The sequence below is a fragment of the Luteibacter sp. 9133 genome, assembly GCF_000800155.1.
Lineage (GTDB): Bacteria > Pseudomonadota > Gammaproteobacteria > Xanthomonadales > Rhodanobacteraceae > Luteibacter > Luteibacter mycovicinus.
In genome coordinates this window covers 1,460,877-1,479,399 of sequence record NZ_JUHO01000001.1, presented here as the reverse complement: position 1 = coordinate 1,479,399, position 18,523 = coordinate 1,460,877, and the positions used below count along the sequence as shown (strand labels likewise).

Annotated in this window: 20 protein-coding genes; 10 read left to right on the top strand and 10 right to left on the bottom strand. The window is 66.7% G+C overall.

Annotation, left to right across the window (positions count from 1 at the left end; genetic code table 11):
- The first annotated feature begins 2 nt into the window (after nucleotides 1-2).
- Complete coding sequence (tesB, locus tag FA87_RS06395) at nucleotides 3-869, top strand: acyl-CoA thioesterase II (protein ID WP_043693155.1); 867 nt, start codon at nucleotides 3-5, stop codon at nucleotides 867-869.
- 4 nt (nucleotides 870-873) lie between these two features.
- Nucleotides 874-1,764, top strand: a complete 891-nt coding sequence (locus FA87_RS06390; protein WP_081996495.1) for a LysR family transcriptional regulator — start codon at nucleotides 874-876, stop codon at nucleotides 1,762-1,764.
- On the opposite strand, the gene FA87_RS06385 is transcribed toward FA87_RS06390, so the two are convergent.
- The 8 genes from FA87_RS06385 to FA87_RS06350 all read right to left on the bottom strand — a co-directional run bounded on the left by FA87_RS06385 (nucleotide 1,739) and on the right by FA87_RS06350 (nucleotide 10,208).
- Nucleotides 1,739-2,998: an MFS transporter gene (locus FA87_RS06385; protein WP_081996494.1), complete on the bottom strand. Its 1,260-nt coding sequence runs from the start codon at nucleotides 2,996-2,998 to the stop codon at nucleotides 1,739-1,741. The genes FA87_RS06390 and FA87_RS06385 overlap by 26 nt on opposite strands.
- Before the next feature lie 154 nt (nucleotides 2,999-3,152).
- A complete protein-coding gene (locus tag FA87_RS06380) occupies nucleotides 3,153-3,614 on the bottom strand; it encodes a hypothetical protein (protein WP_036114384.1) in 462 nt (153 codons plus the stop codon).
- Between the two features lie 52 nt (nucleotides 3,615-3,666).
- Nucleotides 3,667-4,644 carry a multidrug resistance efflux transporter family protein gene (locus FA87_RS06375; RefSeq protein WP_043693152.1) on the bottom strand — a complete coding sequence of 326 codons (978 nt, stop codon included), beginning with the start codon at nucleotides 4,642-4,644 and terminating at the stop codon, nucleotides 3,667-3,669.
- Between the two features lie 52 nt (nucleotides 4,645-4,696).
- The gene (locus tag FA87_RS06370) at nucleotides 4,697-5,038 is read right to left on the bottom strand and encodes a hypothetical protein (RefSeq protein ID WP_043693150.1); all 342 of its coding nucleotides are present in this window, start codon (nucleotides 5,036-5,038) and stop codon (nucleotides 4,697-4,699) included.
- Between the two features lie 64 nt (nucleotides 5,039-5,102).
- Nucleotides 5,103-5,450, bottom strand: a complete 348-nt coding sequence (locus FA87_RS06365; RefSeq protein ID WP_043693146.1) for a hypothetical protein — start codon at nucleotides 5,448-5,450, stop codon at nucleotides 5,103-5,105.
- A 185-nt stretch (nucleotides 5,451-5,635) separates the two neighbouring features.
- Nucleotides 5,636-7,345 (bottom strand): single-stranded-DNA-specific exonuclease RecJ, encoded by a 1,710-nt coding sequence (gene recJ, locus FA87_RS06360; RefSeq protein ID WP_043693144.1) that lies wholly within the window; start codon nucleotides 7,343-7,345, stop codon nucleotides 5,636-5,638.
- A complete protein-coding gene (locus FA87_RS06355) occupies nucleotides 7,342-8,316 on the bottom strand; it encodes a hypothetical protein (protein ID WP_052191184.1) in 975 nt (324 codons plus the stop codon). The genes recJ and FA87_RS06355 overlap by 4 nt, the downstream gene beginning before the upstream one ends.
- Before the next feature lie 2 nt (nucleotides 8,317-8,318).
- On the bottom strand, nucleotides 8,319-10,208 hold the full coding sequence (locus tag FA87_RS06350) for an ATP-binding cassette domain-containing protein (protein WP_043693142.1): 1,890 nt from the start codon (nucleotides 10,206-10,208) through the stop codon (nucleotides 8,319-8,321).
- A gap of 233 nt (nucleotides 10,209-10,441) precedes the next feature.
- On the opposite strand from FA87_RS06350, the gene FA87_RS06345 reads away from it, so the two are divergent.
- The 6 genes from FA87_RS06345 to FA87_RS06320 all read left to right on the top strand — a co-directional run bounded on the left by FA87_RS06345 (nucleotide 10,442) and on the right by FA87_RS06320 (nucleotide 14,782).
- Complete coding sequence (locus FA87_RS06345; RefSeq protein WP_239709153.1) at nucleotides 10,442-10,726, top strand: hypothetical protein; 285 nt, start codon at nucleotides 10,442-10,444, stop codon at nucleotides 10,724-10,726.
- Nucleotides 10,727-10,798: 72 nt separating this feature from the next.
- On the top strand, nucleotides 10,799-11,836 hold the full coding sequence (locus tag FA87_RS06340; protein WP_043693139.1) for an agmatine deiminase family protein: 1,038 nt from the start codon (nucleotides 10,799-10,801) through the stop codon (nucleotides 11,834-11,836).
- Between the two features lie 10 nt (nucleotides 11,837-11,846).
- Nucleotides 11,847-12,737 carry a carbon-nitrogen hydrolase gene (locus FA87_RS06335; RefSeq protein WP_043693136.1) on the top strand — a complete coding sequence of 297 codons (891 nt, stop codon included), beginning with the start codon at nucleotides 11,847-11,849 and terminating at the stop codon, nucleotides 12,735-12,737.
- 24 nt (nucleotides 12,738-12,761) lie between these two features.
- Nucleotides 12,762-13,997, top strand: a complete 1,236-nt coding sequence (locus FA87_RS06330) for a TraB/GumN family protein (protein ID WP_043693133.1) — start codon at nucleotides 12,762-12,764, stop codon at nucleotides 13,995-13,997.
- Nucleotides 13,998-14,093: 96 nt separating this feature from the next.
- Nucleotides 14,094-14,414 (top strand): cytochrome c, encoded by a 321-nt coding sequence (locus FA87_RS06325; RefSeq protein ID WP_036114406.1) that lies wholly within the window; start codon nucleotides 14,094-14,096, stop codon nucleotides 14,412-14,414.
- A gap of 17 nt (nucleotides 14,415-14,431) precedes the next feature.
- The gene (locus FA87_RS06320; protein WP_036114408.1) at nucleotides 14,432-14,782 is read left to right on the top strand and encodes a cytochrome c; all 351 of its coding nucleotides are present in this window, start codon (nucleotides 14,432-14,434) and stop codon (nucleotides 14,780-14,782) included.
- 83 nt (nucleotides 14,783-14,865) lie between these two features.
- Here the strand turns inward: FA87_RS06320 and FA87_RS06315 are convergent, their stop codons facing one another.
- Complete coding sequence (locus FA87_RS06315) at nucleotides 14,866-15,459, bottom strand: NfuA family Fe-S biogenesis protein (protein WP_036114409.1); 594 nt, start codon at nucleotides 15,457-15,459, stop codon at nucleotides 14,866-14,868.
- Nucleotides 15,460-15,598: 139 nt separating this feature from the next.
- Between FA87_RS06315 and FA87_RS06310 the strand changes: the two genes are divergently transcribed.
- Both FA87_RS06310 and FA87_RS06305 read left to right on the top strand, forming a co-directional pair.
- Nucleotides 15,599-15,940 carry a 4a-hydroxytetrahydrobiopterin dehydratase gene (locus FA87_RS06310; protein ID WP_036114410.1) on the top strand — a complete coding sequence of 114 codons (342 nt, stop codon included), beginning with the start codon at nucleotides 15,599-15,601 and terminating at the stop codon, nucleotides 15,938-15,940.
- 1 nt (nucleotide 15,941) lies between these two features.
- Nucleotides 15,942-17,417, top strand: coding sequence for a CPBP family glutamic-type intramembrane protease (locus tag FA87_RS06305; protein WP_156128506.1), 1,476 nt, complete (start codon nucleotides 15,942-15,944; stop codon nucleotides 17,415-17,417).
- On the opposite strand, the gene FA87_RS06300 is transcribed toward FA87_RS06305, so the two are convergent.
- Nucleotides 17,418-18,365 carry an RluA family pseudouridine synthase gene (locus FA87_RS06300; protein WP_079522942.1) on the bottom strand — a complete coding sequence of 316 codons (948 nt, stop codon included), beginning with the start codon at nucleotides 18,363-18,365 and terminating at the stop codon, nucleotides 17,418-17,420.
- Nucleotides 18,366-18,523: the final 158 nt, after the last annotated feature.

Sequence of the window (18,523 nt, the reverse complement as noted above, 5' to 3'; positions counted from 1 at the left end):
CCATGACGGACAACCACGTCGGCGAACTCGTCGAGCTGCTCGAGCTCGAACGTCTCGAAGACAACCTCTTCCGCGGCCAGAGCCGGGACATCGGCACCAAATTCGTCTTCGGCGGCCAGGTGCTGGGCCAGGCGCTGTCCGCCGCTCAGCGCACCGTGGACCCGAGCCGGGAGGCCCACTCGCTGCACGCCTACTTCCTGCGTGCCGGCGACATCAACGCTCCGATCGTCTACAGCGTCGAGCGCACACGCGACGGTGGTTCGTTCTCGGCCCGCCGCGTCGTCGCCATCCAGCACGGCCAGCCCATCCTCAACGGCTCCATCTCGTTTCAGGTGCCGGAGACCGGCTACGAACACCAGATGTCGATGCCCGAGGTTCCCGCGCCGGAAGACGTCGAGCCCATGCCGTCGATGACCGCCGAACAGCTCAGCCGTCTGCCGGAGAAAACCCAGCGCTGGCTAGGCATCGACGGGCCTTTCGAGTTCCGCCACGTCTGGCCGCGCGACGAACTGCGTCCGGCCAAGCGCCCGCCTTATCAGCACATCTGGTTTCGCCTGACCGCGCCGATCGGGGACGCGCTCGGCCTGCACCAGGCCTTGCTCGCCTATGCCTCGGACTTCCATCTGATCGGCACCGCCACCCTGCCCCACGGGATCTCGTACCTAACGCGCAACATGCAGATGGCGAGCCTGGATCACGCGCTGTGGTTCCATCGCCCGTTCCGTATCGACGACTGGCTGCTCTACTCCTTCGACAGCCCGACGTCGCAGGGAGCACGCGGCCTGGCACGCGGCATGATCTACACACGCGACGGCGTGCTCGTGGCTTCCACCGCGCAGGAAGGCCTGATCCGCGTCCGTCCGGACTGATCCCATGAGCATCGAGCTGCGGCATCTGCGCTACTTCATCGCCGTCGCCGACGAGCTCCATTTCAGCCGCGCCGCCGAGCGGCTGGGCATGTCCCAGCCGCCGCTCAGTCAGCAGATCCGCGATCTGGAGACCATGCTGGGCCTGCGACTGCTGCGCCGTACCAACCGCCGCGTCGAGCTGACCGACGCAGGCCGGGTTTACCTGGATGCCGCCCGCGACATCGTCACGCGCGTCGACGACGCCGCCGACATGGCGCGTCGTGCCGAGCGCGGCGAGATCGGCGAACTGCATGTCGCCTTCACCCGTTCCACGCCGCTCATCGAGAAATTTCCTCAGGCCATCCGCGCGTTTCGCGATGCGTATCCCGCCGTGCGGCTGGTGCTCGTCGAGCGGAACACGCTGCAGCAGGTCGAATGCCTGCTCGACGATCGCCAGCAGATCGGTTTGCTTCGCGGCGGCAAGCTGCCCGCCCCGCTGGTTTCGCACAAGCTCGTCGACGACCCGCTGGTAGCCGTGCTTCGTGCGGACCATCCCCTGGCGAAGCGCAAACGTCGCAAGCTGCGTATGGAAGAACTCGCCGACGAACGCTTCGTCGTGTTCAGCCGTGCCGCCGGTACCGGCGTACACGATCAGTTGCTGACGATGTGTCGCAATGCGGGCTTCGCGCCGCGCATCGCACAGGAGGCCGGTGAATCATCGACGATGATCGGCCTCGTCGCCGCGGGCATGGGCGTCGCCGTATTGCCTGACTCCCTGCGCCACGTCCGCGTCGACGGCGTCGCCTATGTCGCCATCGATTCGCCTGACGCGGCGAGCGCGATCCACGTCACGCATCGCCGCGACGACACCTCGCCGCTGGTTAGAGCCTTTACGACGCTGATGCTGAAGGCGTAAGCGTGCGCAGCTTCAAGGCGATGGCGAGGCCACCGAGCACGAGCAGAGCCGCGTAACCCGCTACGCCATTCCAGCCTCCATGAGTCCAGGCGAGACCACCGACCGAGCCGGCGATGCTCGAACCCATGTAGTACGAAAACAGATAAAAGGACGAGGCGTGCGCCTTGGCATACACCGCGCGCCTGCCCACCCAGCTGCTGGCGATCGAGTGCCCACCGAAGAAACCGAAGGTCAGCATCGCGATACCGGCGACGATGGCCCACAGCGATGAGCTCGCGGTCAGCGCCACGCCTGCCAGCATGATCACGAAGGTCGTCCAGAGCACACGGCGACGTCCCAGCTTGCCAGCCAGTGAGCCCATCCACGCCGAGCTGCCCACACCGATCAGGTACACCATGAAGATCGCACCCACGTGCGACTGCGACAGTGAGAACGGCGGCGCAAGCAGGCGATACGACACGTAGTTGTAGATCGTGACGAAGGCGCCCATCAGCAGGAAGCCCTCAGCGAACAGCCACGGCAGACCCTTGTCGCGCCACAGCGAACCGAACGACGCGATCAACGCACGCGGATGGGCGCGACGCTTCTCGAAATGCACGGAGGCGGGCAGCCCGCGGAATACGAGATACGACGCAAGGAGACCAAGCACGCCGATCACCGCCACGGCGACACGCCACGACGAATGATCCGCGGCGAAACCGGAGATCAGTCGCCCACCCATGCCGCCAATGGCGTTACCGCCTATGTAGAGACCCATCGCGAAGCCCAGCGAATCGCCGTGAATCTCCTCGCTCACATACGTCATGGCGACCGCGGGTAGCCCTGCCAGCGTGATGCCGAGCAACGCTCGGATTACCAGGAACGAGCCCCAGGTCGGCGCCATGGCGGAAAGCAACACGAGAATCGACGAACCCAGCAACGACGCCAGCATGATCGGCTTTCGACCGAACGCATCCGAGATCGCCCCCGCGAACAGCATGGCCACCGCCAGTACGCCGGTCGTCAGCGACAACGACAGACTGCTGCTCGCCGCGTCCACCCCGAACCCGTGAGAGAACGCGGGCATGAGCGGCTGGACGCAGTAGAGCAGGCCGAAGGTCGCGAAACCCGATGAGAACAAGGCCAGATTGGTGCGCCGGAATGCCGGCGTGCCATGACGGATGCGTCGATCGACGATGACCGCCGACGCGGCGAGGGACGAGCCGTCCACGGGAACCTCCAGGGAATGAGCCATGGGAATAAGGCTAGACCCTGAATTAAGTCGAATCGATACCCGAACGCGTCCGCTTCGATATGTCCTGCGTATCAATAAGAGACCCGTTGCGAGACGTGCAACGTGACTGGCAGTTCGGTGACCGCGTATCCGGCGACGTGCCAGCGCGTAGGCGCTAGCGCACTGCGGTGCCCGAAGCGGCACCGTCCCACTGCACCGCATCCGCGAGCTCCTGCTCGGTCAGCGCCAGAGAGCCGGATTCGGCCTCGGTTTTGACCGAGAGCACGTGCCCGTCGTTACGCGACAACTCGCGTGCCCCGGACGTCGCCATCGCATGCGCCCGCTCGTCATCGGACGACAGCAGCACCAGCAACGTCTTCGAACCCGCGACGAAACGCACGCCGCTGGTCGCACCCGACTTCGCGAGTGCCGCGGAATCCAGTGGCACCGCCGTTACCTTGCCCGTCCAGCGTGGCGGAGCGACGAAGGTGTAACCCGCGGCTTCGTCACGCCAGGCAAAACGCTTCATAGGCTCAGCTGCCGGCGCGCGCTCGCCGTGGGTACCGGGAGGCGTCTGGGCGGCGGACGCGGCGACGCTGAAACCGAGCAGCAGGAAAGCGATAGCGACAGGTTTCATGGCATACCTCCGGACGATGGGAGCAGCGTACGCTTCCCGTGTCGCGATGGCGTCAAGCGCCCCGGTCGGCGGCGACCTCGTCCGGGGCGACGTGCCCTTCCCTGCCGCTGACCCAGGCAAACAAGGCGATGCCCACGATGATGGCGACCGCGCCGATGGCGGCCATCGGGCCCGGCACGGCTTCGTGCAGGAAGATCACGCCGATGACCGTCGCGAACAGCAGCTCGGCGGCCTGCATGGCTTCCACGCCGGCCAGCGCGGTCGGCTGGCGACCGACCATCTCGGTCGCGTGGAAAAACAGCACCGTCGCAATGACACCGGACGACAACGCCACGCCACCGGCCAGCCAGATCTCCCGCCAGGACGGCGGCCCGATGCTGAACCACGTGGCGACCGCAAGGACGATCCAGAGGGGCCAGCTCGCCAGCGTCATCCCGAACACCCGCTGCACGGCACCGAGGCGCGTGCCGGTGCGCTCGAGATGCAACAGGATTTTCCGGTTGCCCAGCGGATAGGCGAAGGCGGCCAGGACGACCGCGCCGACGGCCAGCCACGCCGACGCGTCGAGCGATCCGCGGGCATTGCCGAGCTGCAGCAACATCACGCCGATGACGATCAGGGCGCCAATCGACAAGGCGCCGACGTGCCAGCGAGCACGCTCATCGCGATAGATGAAGGGGGCAAGCAAGGGTCCGGCGAGGACGGTTGTCTGGAAACTTCCCGCCACCAGCCAGGACGGACCACTGCTGGCCGCCCAGGTGAGCGGCAGGCCGAACAGCACGAAGCCGATGCTGCTCCAGATGAGCCACGTGCGCGTGTGCGCGCGAAGTTCGCGAGGAAGCGAACCCAGCCCGCCTTGAAACGGCAGAACCGCCGCGAGCAGCGGCAGCGTGATCAGGTAACGAAGGATCACCGCCCACTGCCAGTGCCCACCCCCACTGACGACGGCGCGGTTGAGGACATAGGTCAGCGTGAAGAACAGCGCGGAGAGCAGCGCGATCGCGACGGCCTGGAGTGCACGGGAACGCATGGTGGACCTTGATTCGAACGAGGTCCGAGTGTGCCAGTGATGGAAAGGCGCGTCAGCCCGCTTCGTTAAGCTCCAGAAACAACTCCTGCAACTCCCCGCCGATCGGCTTCCCGTCCACACAAAGCGTCACGTCGCCCTCGATCCCGGAAACCGGGCAACACCCGTCGACGATACCCAGCAGGTTCGCCGTCGTATCGATCATCGTGTGGCAGATCACCTGGAGGAAGACCTCCTTGTCGTCCTCGTCCAGCCCGTTGAACAGTTCGAGCGCGCGCACCCAGTGCGGGTCCACCGCCATCTCCACGGGGGTGCTGCGGAACAGCTCGGAGTAGACCGCGAGGTTGTCGCGGACCACGGTGTTCTGGAGAGCGAAAACGAAACGCTCGGGGGACATGGGTGCCACCTGCTCAGAAGACGGGTTGGGGATGCACCCTATGTGTGGGGGATGGGGCCCTGGCTCAATAGTGCTCCCGCCCCTCCCGCCTCGGCCGGCGTGAAGCCGGCACGTAGCCGGGCCAGATGGCGTCGTAGAAATACCGTTCCGCCTCGCTGGGCGGCCCGTAGGCCCGGACCGGCGGAGGGATCAGTTTCCGCAGCCGGGCCTCGTTATGTTCGGCCCAGCGCATCACCATGCGCTGCATGAGGGAGACGCCCCGTAGCGTCGCGCCCTGCCCGCCGCGAGGCCCGTAGCGCCAGCGGACCACCCAGCGGCCATCCTTCGGGCTGACCCGTGCGAAGGCCCGCGAGGTCCCTTCCAGGATCGCGTACTGCCGTTCGCCCATCTGTACCCAGTTCACCTTGGCCATGGGGCCGAGATTAAGCGGGGGTAGTCTCAGATATGTGGACGGGACGGCAGGTTTGCCTGAGGTAGTTCGGGCAAGTCGTTGAGTGCGCGAGGTCCCGGGTCAGTCTGCCGGAACATGGCGACGTGCTCTTCCGGTCGACGCAGCCAGACGCAGCCAAAGGCAGGCAAATGGTCGCGACGTTGCCGTCAAATCGCCTCGAGATGCGTCACCAGCAACCGAACACTCTCCCTGCCCTGCCAGTCGTTGACGGACAGTTCGTAGGCGACACGCATCCGCGCGGGTGGCGGCGTACCGTCATAGCAGTTGAACATCACCGCATCCAGCGGTGCACCGCCCTGCGTGTGGCGCAGATGCAAACGCAGATGCCGGCTACCCATCGGCTTCCATGACGCGCACTCGAAGCGCGCCTCGAACACCGGCGGCGGAAACGCCTGCCCCCACGGCCCGGCGTGCCGAAGCTGCTTCGCCAGATCGAGTGTGTGGTCACGGTAGTCGAGTTCACCATCGGTATGCACGAGTGCCTGCAGATGATCGTCGTCGAGATGCTTGCGTGCGATCGCGTCGAACGCGGCGGCGAAGCGCTCGAAGTCGCGCGCCCGCATGCTCAGGCCTGCCGCCATCGCATGGCCGCCGAAGCGCAGGATCAGACCCGGATGCTTCGCGTCGATCTCGGCCAGCGCATCGCGGATGTGGAACCCGGGAATCGATCGTGCCGAACCGCGCAGCTCATCCGTGTCGTCGCCGGCCGGCGCGAACGCCAGCACGGGGCGATGCAGCTTCTCTTTCAACTTCGAGGCGACGAGACCGACGATGCCGGGATGCCAGCCTTCGTCGAACAACGCCACGCCCACCGCATCGACATGTTTCGCCAGCGAGACCATGCGCTCGGCTTCGTCGACCATGCCCGCCTGCATCTCGCGGCGTTCCTGATTGATGGCCGAAAGCTGTTCCGCGTAACGACGCGCGATGCCGACGTCATCGGTGAGCAGACAGGCGACGCCTAGCGACATGTCTTCCAGTCGGCCGGCGGCGTTGAGGCGCGGGCCGATGGCGAACGCGAGATCGGTTGCGGCGATGGTGGACAGCGATCGGCCACTGGCTTCGATCAACGCCGTGACACCCGCGCATGCCTTGCCCGCGCGCATGCGCTTCAGGCCGGCTTCGACCAGTACGCGGTTATTGAAATCCAGCGGCACCAGATCGGCCACCGTGCCGAGCGCGACCAGATCGAGCAGCGCGCTGAGGTCGGGTTCGCCGTTCGGAAACTGCCCGGCGTCACGCATCGATGCGCGTAACGCCAGCAGCAGGTAGAACATGACGCCGACGCCCGCCAGGGCCTTGCTCGGAAAGCCGTCGCCGTCGAGGTTCGGATTCACCATCGCATCGGCATCGGGCAAGGTATCGCCCGGCAGGTGATGGTCGGTGATCAGTACGCCGATACCACGCGCTCGCGCGGCCGCGACACCGGCGACACTGGCCACGCCGTTATCGACGGTAACGATCAGGTCCGGTGACGGTTGCAACGATTCGACCAGCGCTTCGCTGAGGCCATAACCGTGGACGAAGCGATTGGGCACGACATGGGCGACGTGTTTCGCACCGAGCAGGTGGAGGCCGCGCACGGCGACCGCCGTGCCCGTCGCGCCATCGCAGTCGTAATCGCCGGCGACGACAATGCGCTTGTCGCTGGCGATGGCGTCCATCAGTACGGCGACGGCGCGATCCATGCCACCGAGCAGGCTGGGCGACAGGAGCCGCGCGAGGCGATGCTCGGCGCCGTCAGGGGTGCTTACGCCGCGTGCGGCGTAGATACGCTGGATCACGGGATGGATGTGCGCGGGCCAGCCGCTGGGTGCGGCGGTGGCGATGCGTTGTCGCCAGACGCGGGTGGTCATGCCTTGCGCCAGAAGCGCAGGCGGTGGTTCTTCTTCAGGACCATGCGGAGGCCGTCGGCGAAGGCGAGGCGGAGTTCGGTGCCTTCGGTCAGGTGGGTTTCCAGGGCGGGCCACCAGGTCTGGTCGAAGTCGTGGGGCTGGGTGTCCTGGAGGTCCAGCAGGGTATAGGGGGAAAGTGCTGCGTGGGTTGTGCCGTCGCCAGCACCCTTCGCCAGCAGGCTGGCTCCTGCAGGAGCGGGCCCGGGACCTGCAGGAAAGGCAGTGCGGGCCTGAACGTCGACGTTGGCTTTGTGGCCGAGGGCCCAGGGCAGGAGGTCGTCGCTGTAGATGCGGCTGAGGCCGCATTCGACCCAGTCGGGGAGGACGCCGGCGCCCCACAGCCAGACGCTGTTGACGGGCGGCAGGTGGCGCGAGGCACGCGAGCGGTTGACCGGGTGGTTGTGCAGGACGACCTGCGCCTCGTTGATCAGGGCACGCCAGCGACGGCCGGCTTCGCCTTTGGGCAGTTGCTCGAACAGGTCGGCGCCGAGGGCTTCTTCCGGCTCGGGGAAGGCGGGTACGTCGATATAGCTGGGCAGACGCAGCTGCCAGTGCTGTGCGTCACCGACGTGCAGGCTCATGCCTTCCGCTTCGAAGGTCTCGGCCAGCGCGGCGACGAGGCTCGCGGACTCCTCCACCGTGAGGCCGAGGTTGCCGCAGGCGAGCAGCCGCGCCCCGCTCAGTTCGGGCTGCACCCAGGCGGGATCGGCGGACAACCACAGCGCGTCGCCCGCGTCGCCCGCGACCGACTGACGGATGACCGCCGCAGCCGGAAGTGCGCCGCCGGGCCAGCGGAAGTGCTCGGCCATCGCGACCATGTAACCGGGCAACGCCGCCGGCAATGTCGTGCCGCGCGCCAGCCAGGCGGCGAACGGCGCGAGGTGGGCGAGTTTGTCGCGTCCCGGCAACAGGACGTTGAGGACGGCGGCCATGCTTACTCCTCGATCTGTTCCAGGATGCCGAGCCATTCGAGCTCGAGGGTTTCCTTTTCGCCGCGCAACGCGGACTGCCGCTGGCTGAGCGTCATCATCTCCGCGGTCGGGCCGTCGTAGACCCTGGGGTCGGCGAGCTGGCTTTCGATCGCGGTGAGCTCCTTGTCCATCGTGGCGATGAGGGTCTCGATCTTCTTCACCCGAGCGCGCAGCGGCTTTTCCTTCTCGCGCTCTTCGGCGCTGAGCTTGCGCTTTTCCTTGGCCGAGGCCTGGATCGGCGCTTCCGGTGCGGCCGAGGCGACGGCGGCGGTCTTGCGCGTGGTGGCGCGCGTGCGCAGCCATTTGGCGTAATCGTCGAGATCGCCATCGAAGGCTTCGACATCGCCGTCGGCCACGCGCCAGAACTCGTCGCAGACCATGCCGAGCAGATGGCGGTCATGGGACACCAGCACCAGCGCACCGTCGAAGCCGGACAGCGCATCGGCCAGCGCTTCGCGCATGTCGAGGTCGAGATGGTTGGTCGGTTCGTCGAGCAGCAGCAGGTTCGGCTTGTCCCACGCGATCAGCGCAAGCGCGAGACGCGCGCGCTCGCCACCGGAGAACGCATCCACCGGCTCGAAGACGCGGTCGGCGGGGAAGTTCCACGTACCCAGGTAATCGCGCAATGCCTGCTGACCGGCAGTGGGTGCCTTTTCCTGCAGGTGATCGAACGCGCTCCAGCCTTCGTGCAGGCTTTCGACCGTGTGCTGGGCGAAGTAGCCGATCTTCATGTCCTTGTGGAAGGACCGCTCGCCCTTCAACGGTTCCAGTTCGCCGACCAGCGACTTCACCATCGTGGATTTACCGGCGCCGTTCGGACCGAGCAGGCCGATGCGGTCGCCCGACTCGAGACCGAAGGCGACGTCGCGCAACACCACGTGATCGCCGTAGCCCGCATCGATGTGATCGAGCTGAAGCATCGACGTGGGGAGACGATCCGGCGCGGGGAATGAGAAGCTGAAGCTGCGCTCGGCGCGCACCGCTTCGGTACCGGCCAGCTTTTCAAGGCGCTTCATGCGCGACTGCGCCTGCTTGGCCTTGCTGGCCTTGGCCTTGAAGCGGTCGATGAAGGATTGCAGATGAGCGCGCTCGGCCTGCTCGCGCACATGCGCGATCTGCTGCTGACGCAGATGCTCGGCACGCTGGCGTTCGAAGGCGGTGTAGTTGCCGGTGTAGAGCTTGGCCGTGCCGTCATGCAGATGCATGGTGTGCGAGATCACGCCGTCGAGGAATTCGCGATCGTGCGAGATGATCAGCAGCGTGCCCGGGTAGCGGCGCAGCCATTCTTCCAGCCACAGCACCGCGTCCAGATCCAGATGGTTGGTGGGCTCATCGAGCAGCAGCAGGTCGGACGGCGCCATCAGCGCGCGAGCCAGATTGAGGCGCACGCGCCAGCCGCCCGAGAAGGAGGACACGGCGCGCTCGTGGGTTTCCGGACTGAAACCCAGGCCATGCATCAGGCGGCCCGCGCGGGCGCGCGCGTCGTAGCCGTTGAGTTCCTCGATACGGTGGTTGGCCACGGCGGCGGCCTCGTAGTCTTCGCGGTCATAGGCCTCGGCTTCGGCCTTGAGCGCCGCGGCGACCTCGACGTCGCCACCCAGCACGTAGTCGATGGCGGGATCGGGCAGCGACGGAGTCTCCTGCGAGACGGACGCCAGCCGGACCCTGGAAGGCATGTCCAGCTCGCCCACCTCCGGCTCGAGCTCGCCCTTGAGCGCGGCGAACAGGGTGGATTTGCCACAGCCGTTACGGCCGATGACACCCAGGCTCCATCCACTCTGGATGGTGAGGTCCATCTGCGACAGCAGGGTGCGGCTGCCCCGGCGAAGGGCAAGATTGCGAAACGAGATCATGGATTGGGGAGACTGGCGGCTAGCGACCGTCCATGATAACTGCCCCGCCCTGCCCGCGTCCGGAAACGCGACGCAGCACACAGCCGTGAAGGCGGCGCGGCGCGCCCCATGGCGTGCGTGAAGGCGATCTGTTAAAACGACGTCCTGCGCCGCATGGGGAGCGCGACGGAGCCATCATGAACACCTTCAAGCCTGTTTTCACCGCGATCGCCCTGGCGCTCGTGTCCGCCGCCATGGTCCCGGCCGCTCACGCGGGCGACAGCCTGCTGGTCAACCGCGTCCAGCAGGAGCAGGCCATGAACCTGCCCAGGAAGGGCATGAGCATGGCCCAGGTGGAACGCCAGTTCGGCGCGCCGACGTCCAGACTCGACTCGCGCGGCGGCGGCAGTGCGAAGCAGCCGGTCATCAATCGCTGGATGTACCCGGGCTACATCGTCTATTTCGAGCGCAGCCACGTGGTCCACACGGTGCTGAATACGCCGGCCGGCAACAACCTGAATCCGCAAGCCGCGAGGTAACCGGCGGATTACAGCAGCGGTAACGAGGAAGCCCTACAATGGTCGGCTTCCTTTGCTGCCCCGTTGCCCGCCATGACCGACCGCACTTCGTATCGCCTGCCCGCCGAATGGGAGCCGCAGGCCGGCGTTCTGATCGCCTGGCCGCACGCGGATACCGACTGGGCCGACCGTCTGGCCGAGGTCGAGAGCACCTATGTGGCGCTGGCCGCCGCCGTGACCCGCTTCGAACCGCTGCACGTCATCGTCGCCGATGGCGAGTTGCGTGAACGCGCGCGGCTGCTCACCGGGCAGGCCGGTGCCGACATGTCACGCCTGCACTTCATCGAACTGCCCTACGACGATACCTGGCTGCGCGACTCCGGCCCGATCACGCTGACCGGCCCCGACGGTGTGCTGCTCAACGATTACCGTTTCACCGGCTGGGGCGGCAAGTTCGGCGCCGAGCAGGACGACGCGCTGATCTCCGGCCTGCTCGAGCGTGGCGTGCTGTCCGGTCTGCCGCACAAGCGGATCGACTGGGCGCTGGAAGGCGGCGGCATCGAGAGCGACGGTCGCGGCACCATCCTCACCACGTGGAAGTGCCTCAACCAGCGTCACCCGGACCTGTCGCGCGAAACCATGACCGAAACGCTGGCCACCACGCTGCACGCGGACCGCGTGCTCTGGCTGGACCACGGTTACCTTGAAGGCGACGACACCGACGCCCATATCGACACGCTGGCCCGCTTCTCCGAAGACGGCGGCATCGTGCATCAGGCGTGCGACGACGCCAGCGATCCGCACTTCGAGGAACTGGGCCAGATGGCCTCGGAACTCGCCGAACTGCGCACCCCGGATGGCAAGCCGTACCCGTTGCACCCGCTGCCCTGGGCGCAGCCGATCCTCGACGATGGTCGTCGACTGGCCGCGTCCTATGCGAACTACCTGATCGTCAACGGCGCGGTGCTCGTGCCGGCGTATGGCGATCCGGCGGACGCGGAAGCGGCGCGGATCATCGGCCTCGCCCATCCGGGCCGCGAGATCGTCCAGGTACCTTGCCGTCCGTTGATCTGGCAGAACGGCAGCCTGCATTGCATCACCATGCAGCTGCCCGCCGCCATCGCCAAGTAAGGAAGAAGTCATGTCCCGCAAGACTCTCAAGGTCGCCCTCCTCCAGGAAACCGACCGCGGCAGCCGCGACGCCAACCTCGACGCGATCGAGCAGGCCCTGCGCGATGCGGCCGGAGCCGGCGTCGAGCTGGTGCTGCTTCAGGAACTGCACAACGGCCCGTACTTCTGCCAGCACGAAAGCGTCGACCTGTTCGACCTCGCCGAGACCATTCCCGGCCCAAGCACCGAGCGCCTGGGCAAGCTTGCCGAAGAGCTCAGGCTCGTCGTCGTCGCCTCGATCTTCGAGAAGCGCGCCACCGGCCTGTATCACAACACCGCGGTGGTCTTCGATCGCTCGTCGGCCATCGCGGGCAAGTACCGCAAGATGCACATCCCCGACGATCCGGCGTTCTACGAGAAGTTCTACTTCACGCCGGGCGACCTGGGCTTCGATCCGATCCAGACGTCGGTCGGCAAGCTCGGCGTGCTCGTCTGCTGGGACCAGTGGTATCCCGAAGCCGCGCGCCTGATGGCCCTGGCCGGCGCCGATATCCTGTTCTACCCGACCGCGATCGGCTGGGATCCGAAGGACTCCGACGAAGAAAAAGCGCGTCAGCGCGAGGCATGGATCACCGTGCAGCGCGGCCATGCCGTCGCCAACGGCCTGCCCCTGCTCTCGTGCAATCGCACGGGCTACGAGGCGGACCCGACCAGCGTCGGCAACGGCATCCAGTTCTGGGGCTCCAGCTTCGTCGCCGGTCCGCAGGGTGAGTTCCTCGCCCAGGCCGGTACGGACGGTCGTGAACTGCTGATCGTCGATGTCGACATGGAACGCAGCGAGCACGTGCGCCGCATCTGGCCGTTCCTGCGCGACCGTCGTATCGACGCCTATGCCGATCTCACCAAGCGCTTTCGCGATTAAGACATCCAACGGACACCCGAGCGCATGATTCCTGCCGAGAACGACGTCACCCTGCCCGCCGCCCTGGAAGGCCAACCCTTCGAGCGCATGACGCGCGACGGCGTCGACTACGTCATTCTCGGCACCGCGCACGTGTCACGCGCCAGCGTGCAGGCGGTGGATGCGCTGCTGGAAACGGAGCACTTCGACGCGGTGGCGGTGGAACTGTGCGCCAGTCGTGCGCATGGCATCCGCGATCCGGAAGCGTTCAAGCAGATGGATCTGTTCCAGGTCATCCGTCAGGGCAAGGCCGGCATGGTCGCCGCGAGCCTCGTGCTCGGCGGCTTCCAGAAACGTCTCGCCGCGCAATACGGCATCGAGCCGGGCGCGGAAATGAAGGCCGCGATGGACGGCGCCGACGCGCGCAACCTTCCGGTGTGGCTGGTGGATCGCGAAGTCGGCACCACGCTCAAGCGCGCCTGGCGCAGCGTCGGTTTCTTCCAGCGCTTCGGCCTCATGGCCGGCATGCTCGGCAGCGTGTTCGAGCGCGAGGAGATCCCCGAGGAAGACATCGAGAAACTGAAGCAGGCGGATCTGCTCGAAAGCGCCTTCAGCGATTTCGCCCAGGGCTCGGCGCCGCTTTATCGCGCACTGATCGCCGAGCGCGACGAATACATGGCCGCGCGCCTGCGCGAAAACGGCCAGCGGATGGATGCTGCCGCGCCATCGCGCAAGGTGCTCGTCGTCATCGGTGCCGGCCACCTGAAGGGCATGAGCAGGCAGCTTGCCGATCAGCAGGGAGATGCCCGTTCGACGGCGGATGACCTCGCTGTCACGCCACCCGCCTCGCACTGGCCGAAGATCGTCGCCGTAGGCGTGGTGCTCGCGATCTTCGCTGCCATCGGCTTCGCCTTCTACCGCAGCCCGAGCCTGGGCGCCGACGCCGTGAAGAGCTGGATTCTGCTGACGGGCGGCCTCTCCGCGCTCGGCGCCCTGATCGCGGGCGGTCATCCGCTGTCGATCATCGCCGCGTTCATCGCCGGTCCGCTCAAGCCTTTCCGGCCCGGCATCCCGTCCGGCGCCTTCAGCGCCATGGCCGAAGCGTGGGTCCGCAAGCCGCGCGTGCTCGACTTCGAACACCTGCGTGACGACATCACGCACTGGACCGGCTGGTGGAAGAATCGGGTGGCCCGCACCCTGCTCAACTTCTTCCTGGTCTGCGTCGGCACCATCGCCGGCGAGTACATCGCGGGCTTCCACATCATCAAAAGTCTTCTCTGACGCGGACTTACGCCTGAGTTGTTCCCCGTTGCGACAGCCCTCTATACTTCGACGGCTGTTCAACCCCGGCCCCGCCCGGCACCCAGGGAACTCTTAATGAAGCGTCTGCATCTGGTTGGTCTGATCGCTGTAGCTCTGTGTGCCGCATCCGCGGCGCATGCCGAAGGGGATAAGGCCCGGGGACGGACGCTCGTCTACACCTGCAATGGCTGCCACGGCGTGCCCGGCTATGCCAACGCCTACCCCGAATACCATGTGCCGCACATCGTCGGCCAGAACGAGCAGTACATCGTCAACGCCCTGAAGGCGTACAAGAGTGGCGAGCGCACGCACCCGACGATGGGCGCCCAGGCGCAGAGCATGTCCGATCAGGAAATCGAGGACATCGCCGCCTACCTCTCCAGTATCGCCAAGTAAGCCGCCGAGGACGAATGATGATCCGTGGTTTCTCCCTGATTGCCATGGGCGCGCTGCTCGCGCTGACCGCCACCCAGACCTTCGCCGCCGGTGACCCGGCGCGCGGCAAAACCAAGATCGCCACCTGCGTCGCCTGCCATGGGCAGGACGGCAATTCCGTCGACCCGCAGTATCCCCGCCTGGCCGGCCAGTACGCCGACTACCTCGCGCAGGCCCTGCACGAGTACAAGGACGGACGCCGTGGCAACGCCATCATGAAGGGCTTCGCGGCCACGTTGTCCGATCAGGACATCGACGACGTGTCGGCGTATTTCGCGACGATGCCGTCGAAACTGCAGGGGCTCGAGCACCACATCCAGGGCGACTGACCGCCCTGTAGGAGCGCGCCCTGCGCGCGATGTTTTTCATTCCAATGCGCGCGTGTCATTCGCGCGCAGGCGCGCTCCTACATTTAGCCTGCTGCTTTCGCGAAATAGGGGGCGTCGCCGGTTTCGTGATCGGTGACGTCGCGCACTTCCGTAATCTCCGGCACGCGCTCGCGCAGGGTCTTCTCCACGCCGTTCTTCAGCGTGACGTCGACCATGCCGCAGCCGTGGCAACCGCCACCGAAACGCAGCACGACGATGCCGTCGGCGGTGACCTCGACGAGGGAGATGCGACCGCCGTGCGAGGCGATCTGCGGGGCGACTTCGGACTCGAGGACGTATTTGACCCGTTCGACCACGCCAGCACCCTCACCCGGGGCGTCGCCCTTGATGCGCGGCGCACGGATGTTGAGCTGGCTGCCGGTAGGCGTCATCTCGTAGTCGATGTTGGCTGGATCGAGCCAGCGCATGCTCTCGCCGTCGACGTAGAGATTGAAGCCGGTGCACTCGATCGTCCACTCGTCGCCGGTCAGCTCCGAGGCTTCGCAGAATTCGAGTTCGCACTGGGCGGCAGGCGTCCCGGCCTCGACGACGCGCAAGCGAACGCCGAGGCCATCATCACCCTGCTGGGCGATCAGGCGCTGGAAATGCGCCTGCGCGCGTTCCGTGATGTCGATCATGGGGGCTCCGGTATCGGGTCCGGCGTGGGGAGCGCCGGAATACAGCACCATTCTAGTACTGTTTCCTCCGGGATGCCGCCTTTTGACAATTCAGGCGCAAGCGTCGACGCTTCGCGCTTTCCTCTGCCGGATGCCCGCCATGACCCTCTCCCCGCTCGCGACCCAGCATTGCCAGCCACGCAAAGGCCCGGAGAATGCGCTCGACCGGGCGACGCTCGACCAGCACCTTGCCGGTCTGCCGGGCTGGACGGTGACCGCGGACGGCAAGGCCATCGTGAAGGACTTTTCCTTCAGGGACTTCCATCACACGCTGGGCTTCATCAATGCGGTCGGCTTCATGGCTAACCAGGAAGACCATCATCCGGACCTCGAAGCCGGCTACGGCCATTGCCAGGTGCTCTGGTCCACGCATGACGTCGGCGGCCTCTCACTCAACGACGTGATCTGCGCCGCACGCGTCGAGGCCCTGCTCGATCGCTGACGTGTCACCCCGCGCCTCCCGCTGGATGGTCGCGGCGACGCTCGCCGCGGCGGTCGCCTTGCTGTTCGCCCTCCCCCGGTTCGCCGCCACGGTGGTGCAGGGTGCGATCGAGCGTGAAAGCGCAAACGATCGCGTCGCGTTCGCCGAAGGCCGCTCGCCGTGGTCGTGGCGCTTCTCTGACGTCGAGGACGTGGTGGCCGGTCGGGCGTTTGGCGGCGGCCGACTCGCGACGTCGCCTCCTGGACTGAGCGTCCAGGCGACAGACGCGGGCGGCTTCGAGATCGGCCTGGTGTTGCGGCGTGATGCCGACCTCGTCCGCCTCGACACGTTCTATCTGGACGCCACGGCATCGGCGACGGGACGCTACGCGCTTGCGGTGAGGGAAACGCTGACGAGTCCGGGACGACATGCCGACCTCGGTACGCTGACGCCCGCGGAGGTTGGCCGGCCCGTAAGGCTCGACAGGCTGTCCTGGACCGACGATCAGGGCCGCGCCGTCGATCCACCGCGTCGGGCCGCCATGCTGCGCATTCGGGCTGTGTTGCCGGTGGGCGCGACGCTGAGTCTACGCAGCGCGCGGCTGGCGTTGGCGGAGGGGGCCTCCTTGCCACCTCCGGTGATGCTGCCCGATGGCCTGTCGGCGGAGGGCCTGCTGGCACTCCGGGACCGGGAGCGTGCGGCGGATCCGCTGGTGGCGTTCGGTGAGGCTCTGGGGCGGGTACGTGCCACGTCGGTGGAGTCTTACCCTTCACCGGCCTGGCCTGGCTGGGTGGAGGCCGGGGTTTATCTGGCTCTGGTGTCGGTCGTCGGGTGGCGCCGCCAGGGCGATCGCGCACGTCGACCTGTCGACGAAGGGACCGGCTCCCACGCGGGCTGGCGAGCTCTGGCCGGCGCCGGACTCGACGTGGTGCTCGTCCTGGCGGGCCCGTTGTGGTTCATCGCGGGGCTGGGGCTCTCGTTGCGGCCGGCGCCGCCTGGCATCGCGGCGTTCGTTATCGGCGTGGGCTACGCGGTGACGCTGGGCGCGCGGCGGCAGTTGCCGTCGTGGCACTGGGCAGACGCGTGGCGCCAGGCGGGCTGGCCCTTGCTGGCTGTCGCGGTCGCCGGCGGCATCGCCCTCGCGGCGGGGCATTCGCCCGCATGGCCTCCTGTCGGGCGCACCCTCCTCTATATAGGGTGGGCGCTTTTTCAGCAGTGGCTGATTCTGGCCGTCGTGGCCGCCCTGCTCGACCGGGCGGTCCCCCGAGCGGTCGCCGTCCTGCTGGCCGCCCTCGCCTTCGCGCTGCTGCACACACCCAACGGGCTGCTGATGCAGCTCTGCTTCGTCGCCGAACTGGGCTGGGCCTGGTGGTACCTGCGCCACCGTGCCCTGTTGCCCGTGGCCGTGGCACATGCGCTAAGCGCCGTGATCCTCCAGGCCTGTGTCGCGGGCGGCCTGCTGCGCTCGCTCGAGGTCAGCGCGCGGTTCCTTGCCTGATCAATCGCGCAGTTTGTCGAGGAACGCCTTCAGATCGTCGGGCAACGGCGCCGAAAAGTCGTAGTTCTTGCCGCCAAGATCGAAGCTCATGCGGGCCGCGTGCAGGAACATCCGCTTCAGGCCCTTCGCGCGGAACCGCTTGTTGGCCTCCTCATCGCCGTATTTCGGGTCGCCCGCGAGCGGATGGCCGACATACTGAGCGTGAACGCGGATCTGGTGGGTACGACCCGTACCCAGTGTCGCCTGCATCAGGCGGGAGGCCGGGTACTGCTCCAGTTCCTGGAAGAACGTAAGCGAGGGCTTGCCTGCGTCGTCGACCCGTACCATCCGCTCGCCGCCGTGCATCACCGACTTCAGCAGCGGCTGATTGACGTCGAACTTCGCCTTACGCGGCGTACCGGTCATCAGGCAGAGGTATTGCTTGACCACCTCGTTGTCGCGGATCAAGGCCTGCAGGCCGGTCAGACCCGGACGCGAGCGAGCCAGGACCAGGACGCCGCTGGTGTCGCGATCCAGCCGGTGGACCAGTTCGAGGTGCTCGTTCGGACGGGCCGCGCGCAGCAGCTCGATGGCGCCGTGGCTCACGCCGCTGCCGCCATGCGCCGCGATGCCCACGGGCTTGTCGATCACCAGGAAGTGTTTGTCTTCGAAAATGACCGAGTCGGCTACCGCACGGACCATGCCCGAGGGCGCCACCGTCTCATCGCGCTCCGCGACGCGTACCGGTGGAATTCGCAGCATATCGCCGGCGGCGAGGCGCGTTTCCGGCTTGGCCCGCTTGCCGTTGATGCGAACCTGTCCGGTTCTCAGGATGCGGTAGACCAGGCTGCGCGGCACTCCCTTCAGGAGGGTCATCAGAGCGTTGTCCACGCGCTGACCGTCCCTTTCGGGTCCGATTTCGACGATGCGCACACCTTGGCCGCCGTCGAGGGAAGTTGCCGTCTGCATTGATAAAACTCGAAATTGATAGGATACTCGGCCAGCGCCAGGCTCCGCTGAAGACTTATCTCTCGCGGGGTGCCTGTACCGTCACGTAAGGCGAGTGTCGCGCGGGTCCGTCCGAGGGGACGGAACGCGAAGACACCCCACATCGTAACGGTTCGGGT

Bases quoted from the DNA above. Each gene is read 5' to 3' on its own strand.
- FA87_RS06300 (WP_079522942.1), bottom strand. From the start codon at position 18,365: ATGCAGACGGCAACTTCCCTCGACGGCGGCCAAGGTGTGCGCATCGTC.
- FA87_RS06355 (WP_052191184.1), bottom strand. From the start codon at position 8,316: ATGGCCGCCGTCCTCAACGTCCTGTTGCCGGGACGCGACAAACTCGCC.
- FA87_RS06350 (WP_043693142.1), bottom strand. From the start codon at position 10,208: ATGATCTCGTTTCGCAATCTTGCCCTTCGCCGGGGCAGCCGCACCCTG.
- FA87_RS06365 (WP_043693146.1), bottom strand. From the start codon at position 5,450: ATGGCCAAGGTGAACTGGGTACAGATGGGCGAACGGCAGTACGCGATC.
- FA87_RS06335 (WP_043693136.1), top strand. From the start codon at position 11,847: ATGTCCCGCAAGACTCTCAAGGTCGCCCTCCTCCAGGAAACCGACCGC.
- FA87_RS06325 (WP_036114406.1), top strand. From the start codon at position 14,094: ATGAAGCGTCTGCATCTGGTTGGTCTGATCGCTGTAGCTCTGTGTGCC.
- FA87_RS06370 (WP_043693150.1), bottom strand. From the start codon at position 5,038: ATGTCCCCCGAGCGTTTCGTTTTCGCTCTCCAGAACACCGTGGTCCGC.
- tesB (WP_043693155.1), top strand. From the start codon at position 3: ATGACGGACAACCACGTCGGCGAACTCGTCGAGCTGCTCGAGCTCGAA.
- FA87_RS06375 (WP_043693152.1), bottom strand. From the start codon at position 4,644: ATGCGTTCCCGTGCACTCCAGGCCGTCGCGATCGCGCTGCTCTCCGCG.
- FA87_RS06315 (WP_036114409.1), bottom strand. From the start codon at position 15,459: ATGATCGACATCACGGAACGCGCGCAGGCGCATTTCCAGCGCCTGATC.
- recJ (WP_043693144.1), bottom strand. From the start codon at position 7,345: ATGACCACCCGCGTCTGGCGACAACGCATCGCCACCGCCGCACCCAGC.
- FA87_RS06340 (WP_043693139.1), top strand. From the start codon at position 10,799: ATGACCGACCGCACTTCGTATCGCCTGCCCGCCGAATGGGAGCCGCAG.
- FA87_RS06390 (WP_081996495.1), top strand. From the start codon at position 874: ATGAGCATCGAGCTGCGGCATCTGCGCTACTTCATCGCCGTCGCCGAC.
- FA87_RS06320 (WP_036114408.1), top strand. From the start codon at position 14,432: ATGATCCGTGGTTTCTCCCTGATTGCCATGGGCGCGCTGCTCGCGCTG.
- FA87_RS06345 (WP_239709153.1), top strand. From the start codon at position 10,442: ATGGTCCCGGCCGCTCACGCGGGCGACAGCCTGCTGGTCAACCGCGTC.
- FA87_RS06310 (WP_036114410.1), top strand. From the start codon at position 15,599: ATGACCCTCTCCCCGCTCGCGACCCAGCATTGCCAGCCACGCAAAGGC.
- FA87_RS06385 (WP_081996494.1), bottom strand. From the start codon at position 2,998: ATGGCTCATTCCCTGGAGGTTCCCGTGGACGGCTCGTCCCTCGCCGCG.
- FA87_RS06330 (WP_043693133.1), top strand. From the start codon at position 12,762: ATGATTCCTGCCGAGAACGACGTCACCCTGCCCGCCGCCCTGGAAGGC.
- FA87_RS06380 (WP_036114384.1), bottom strand. From the start codon at position 3,614: ATGAAACCTGTCGCTATCGCTTTCCTGCTGCTCGGTTTCAGCGTCGCC.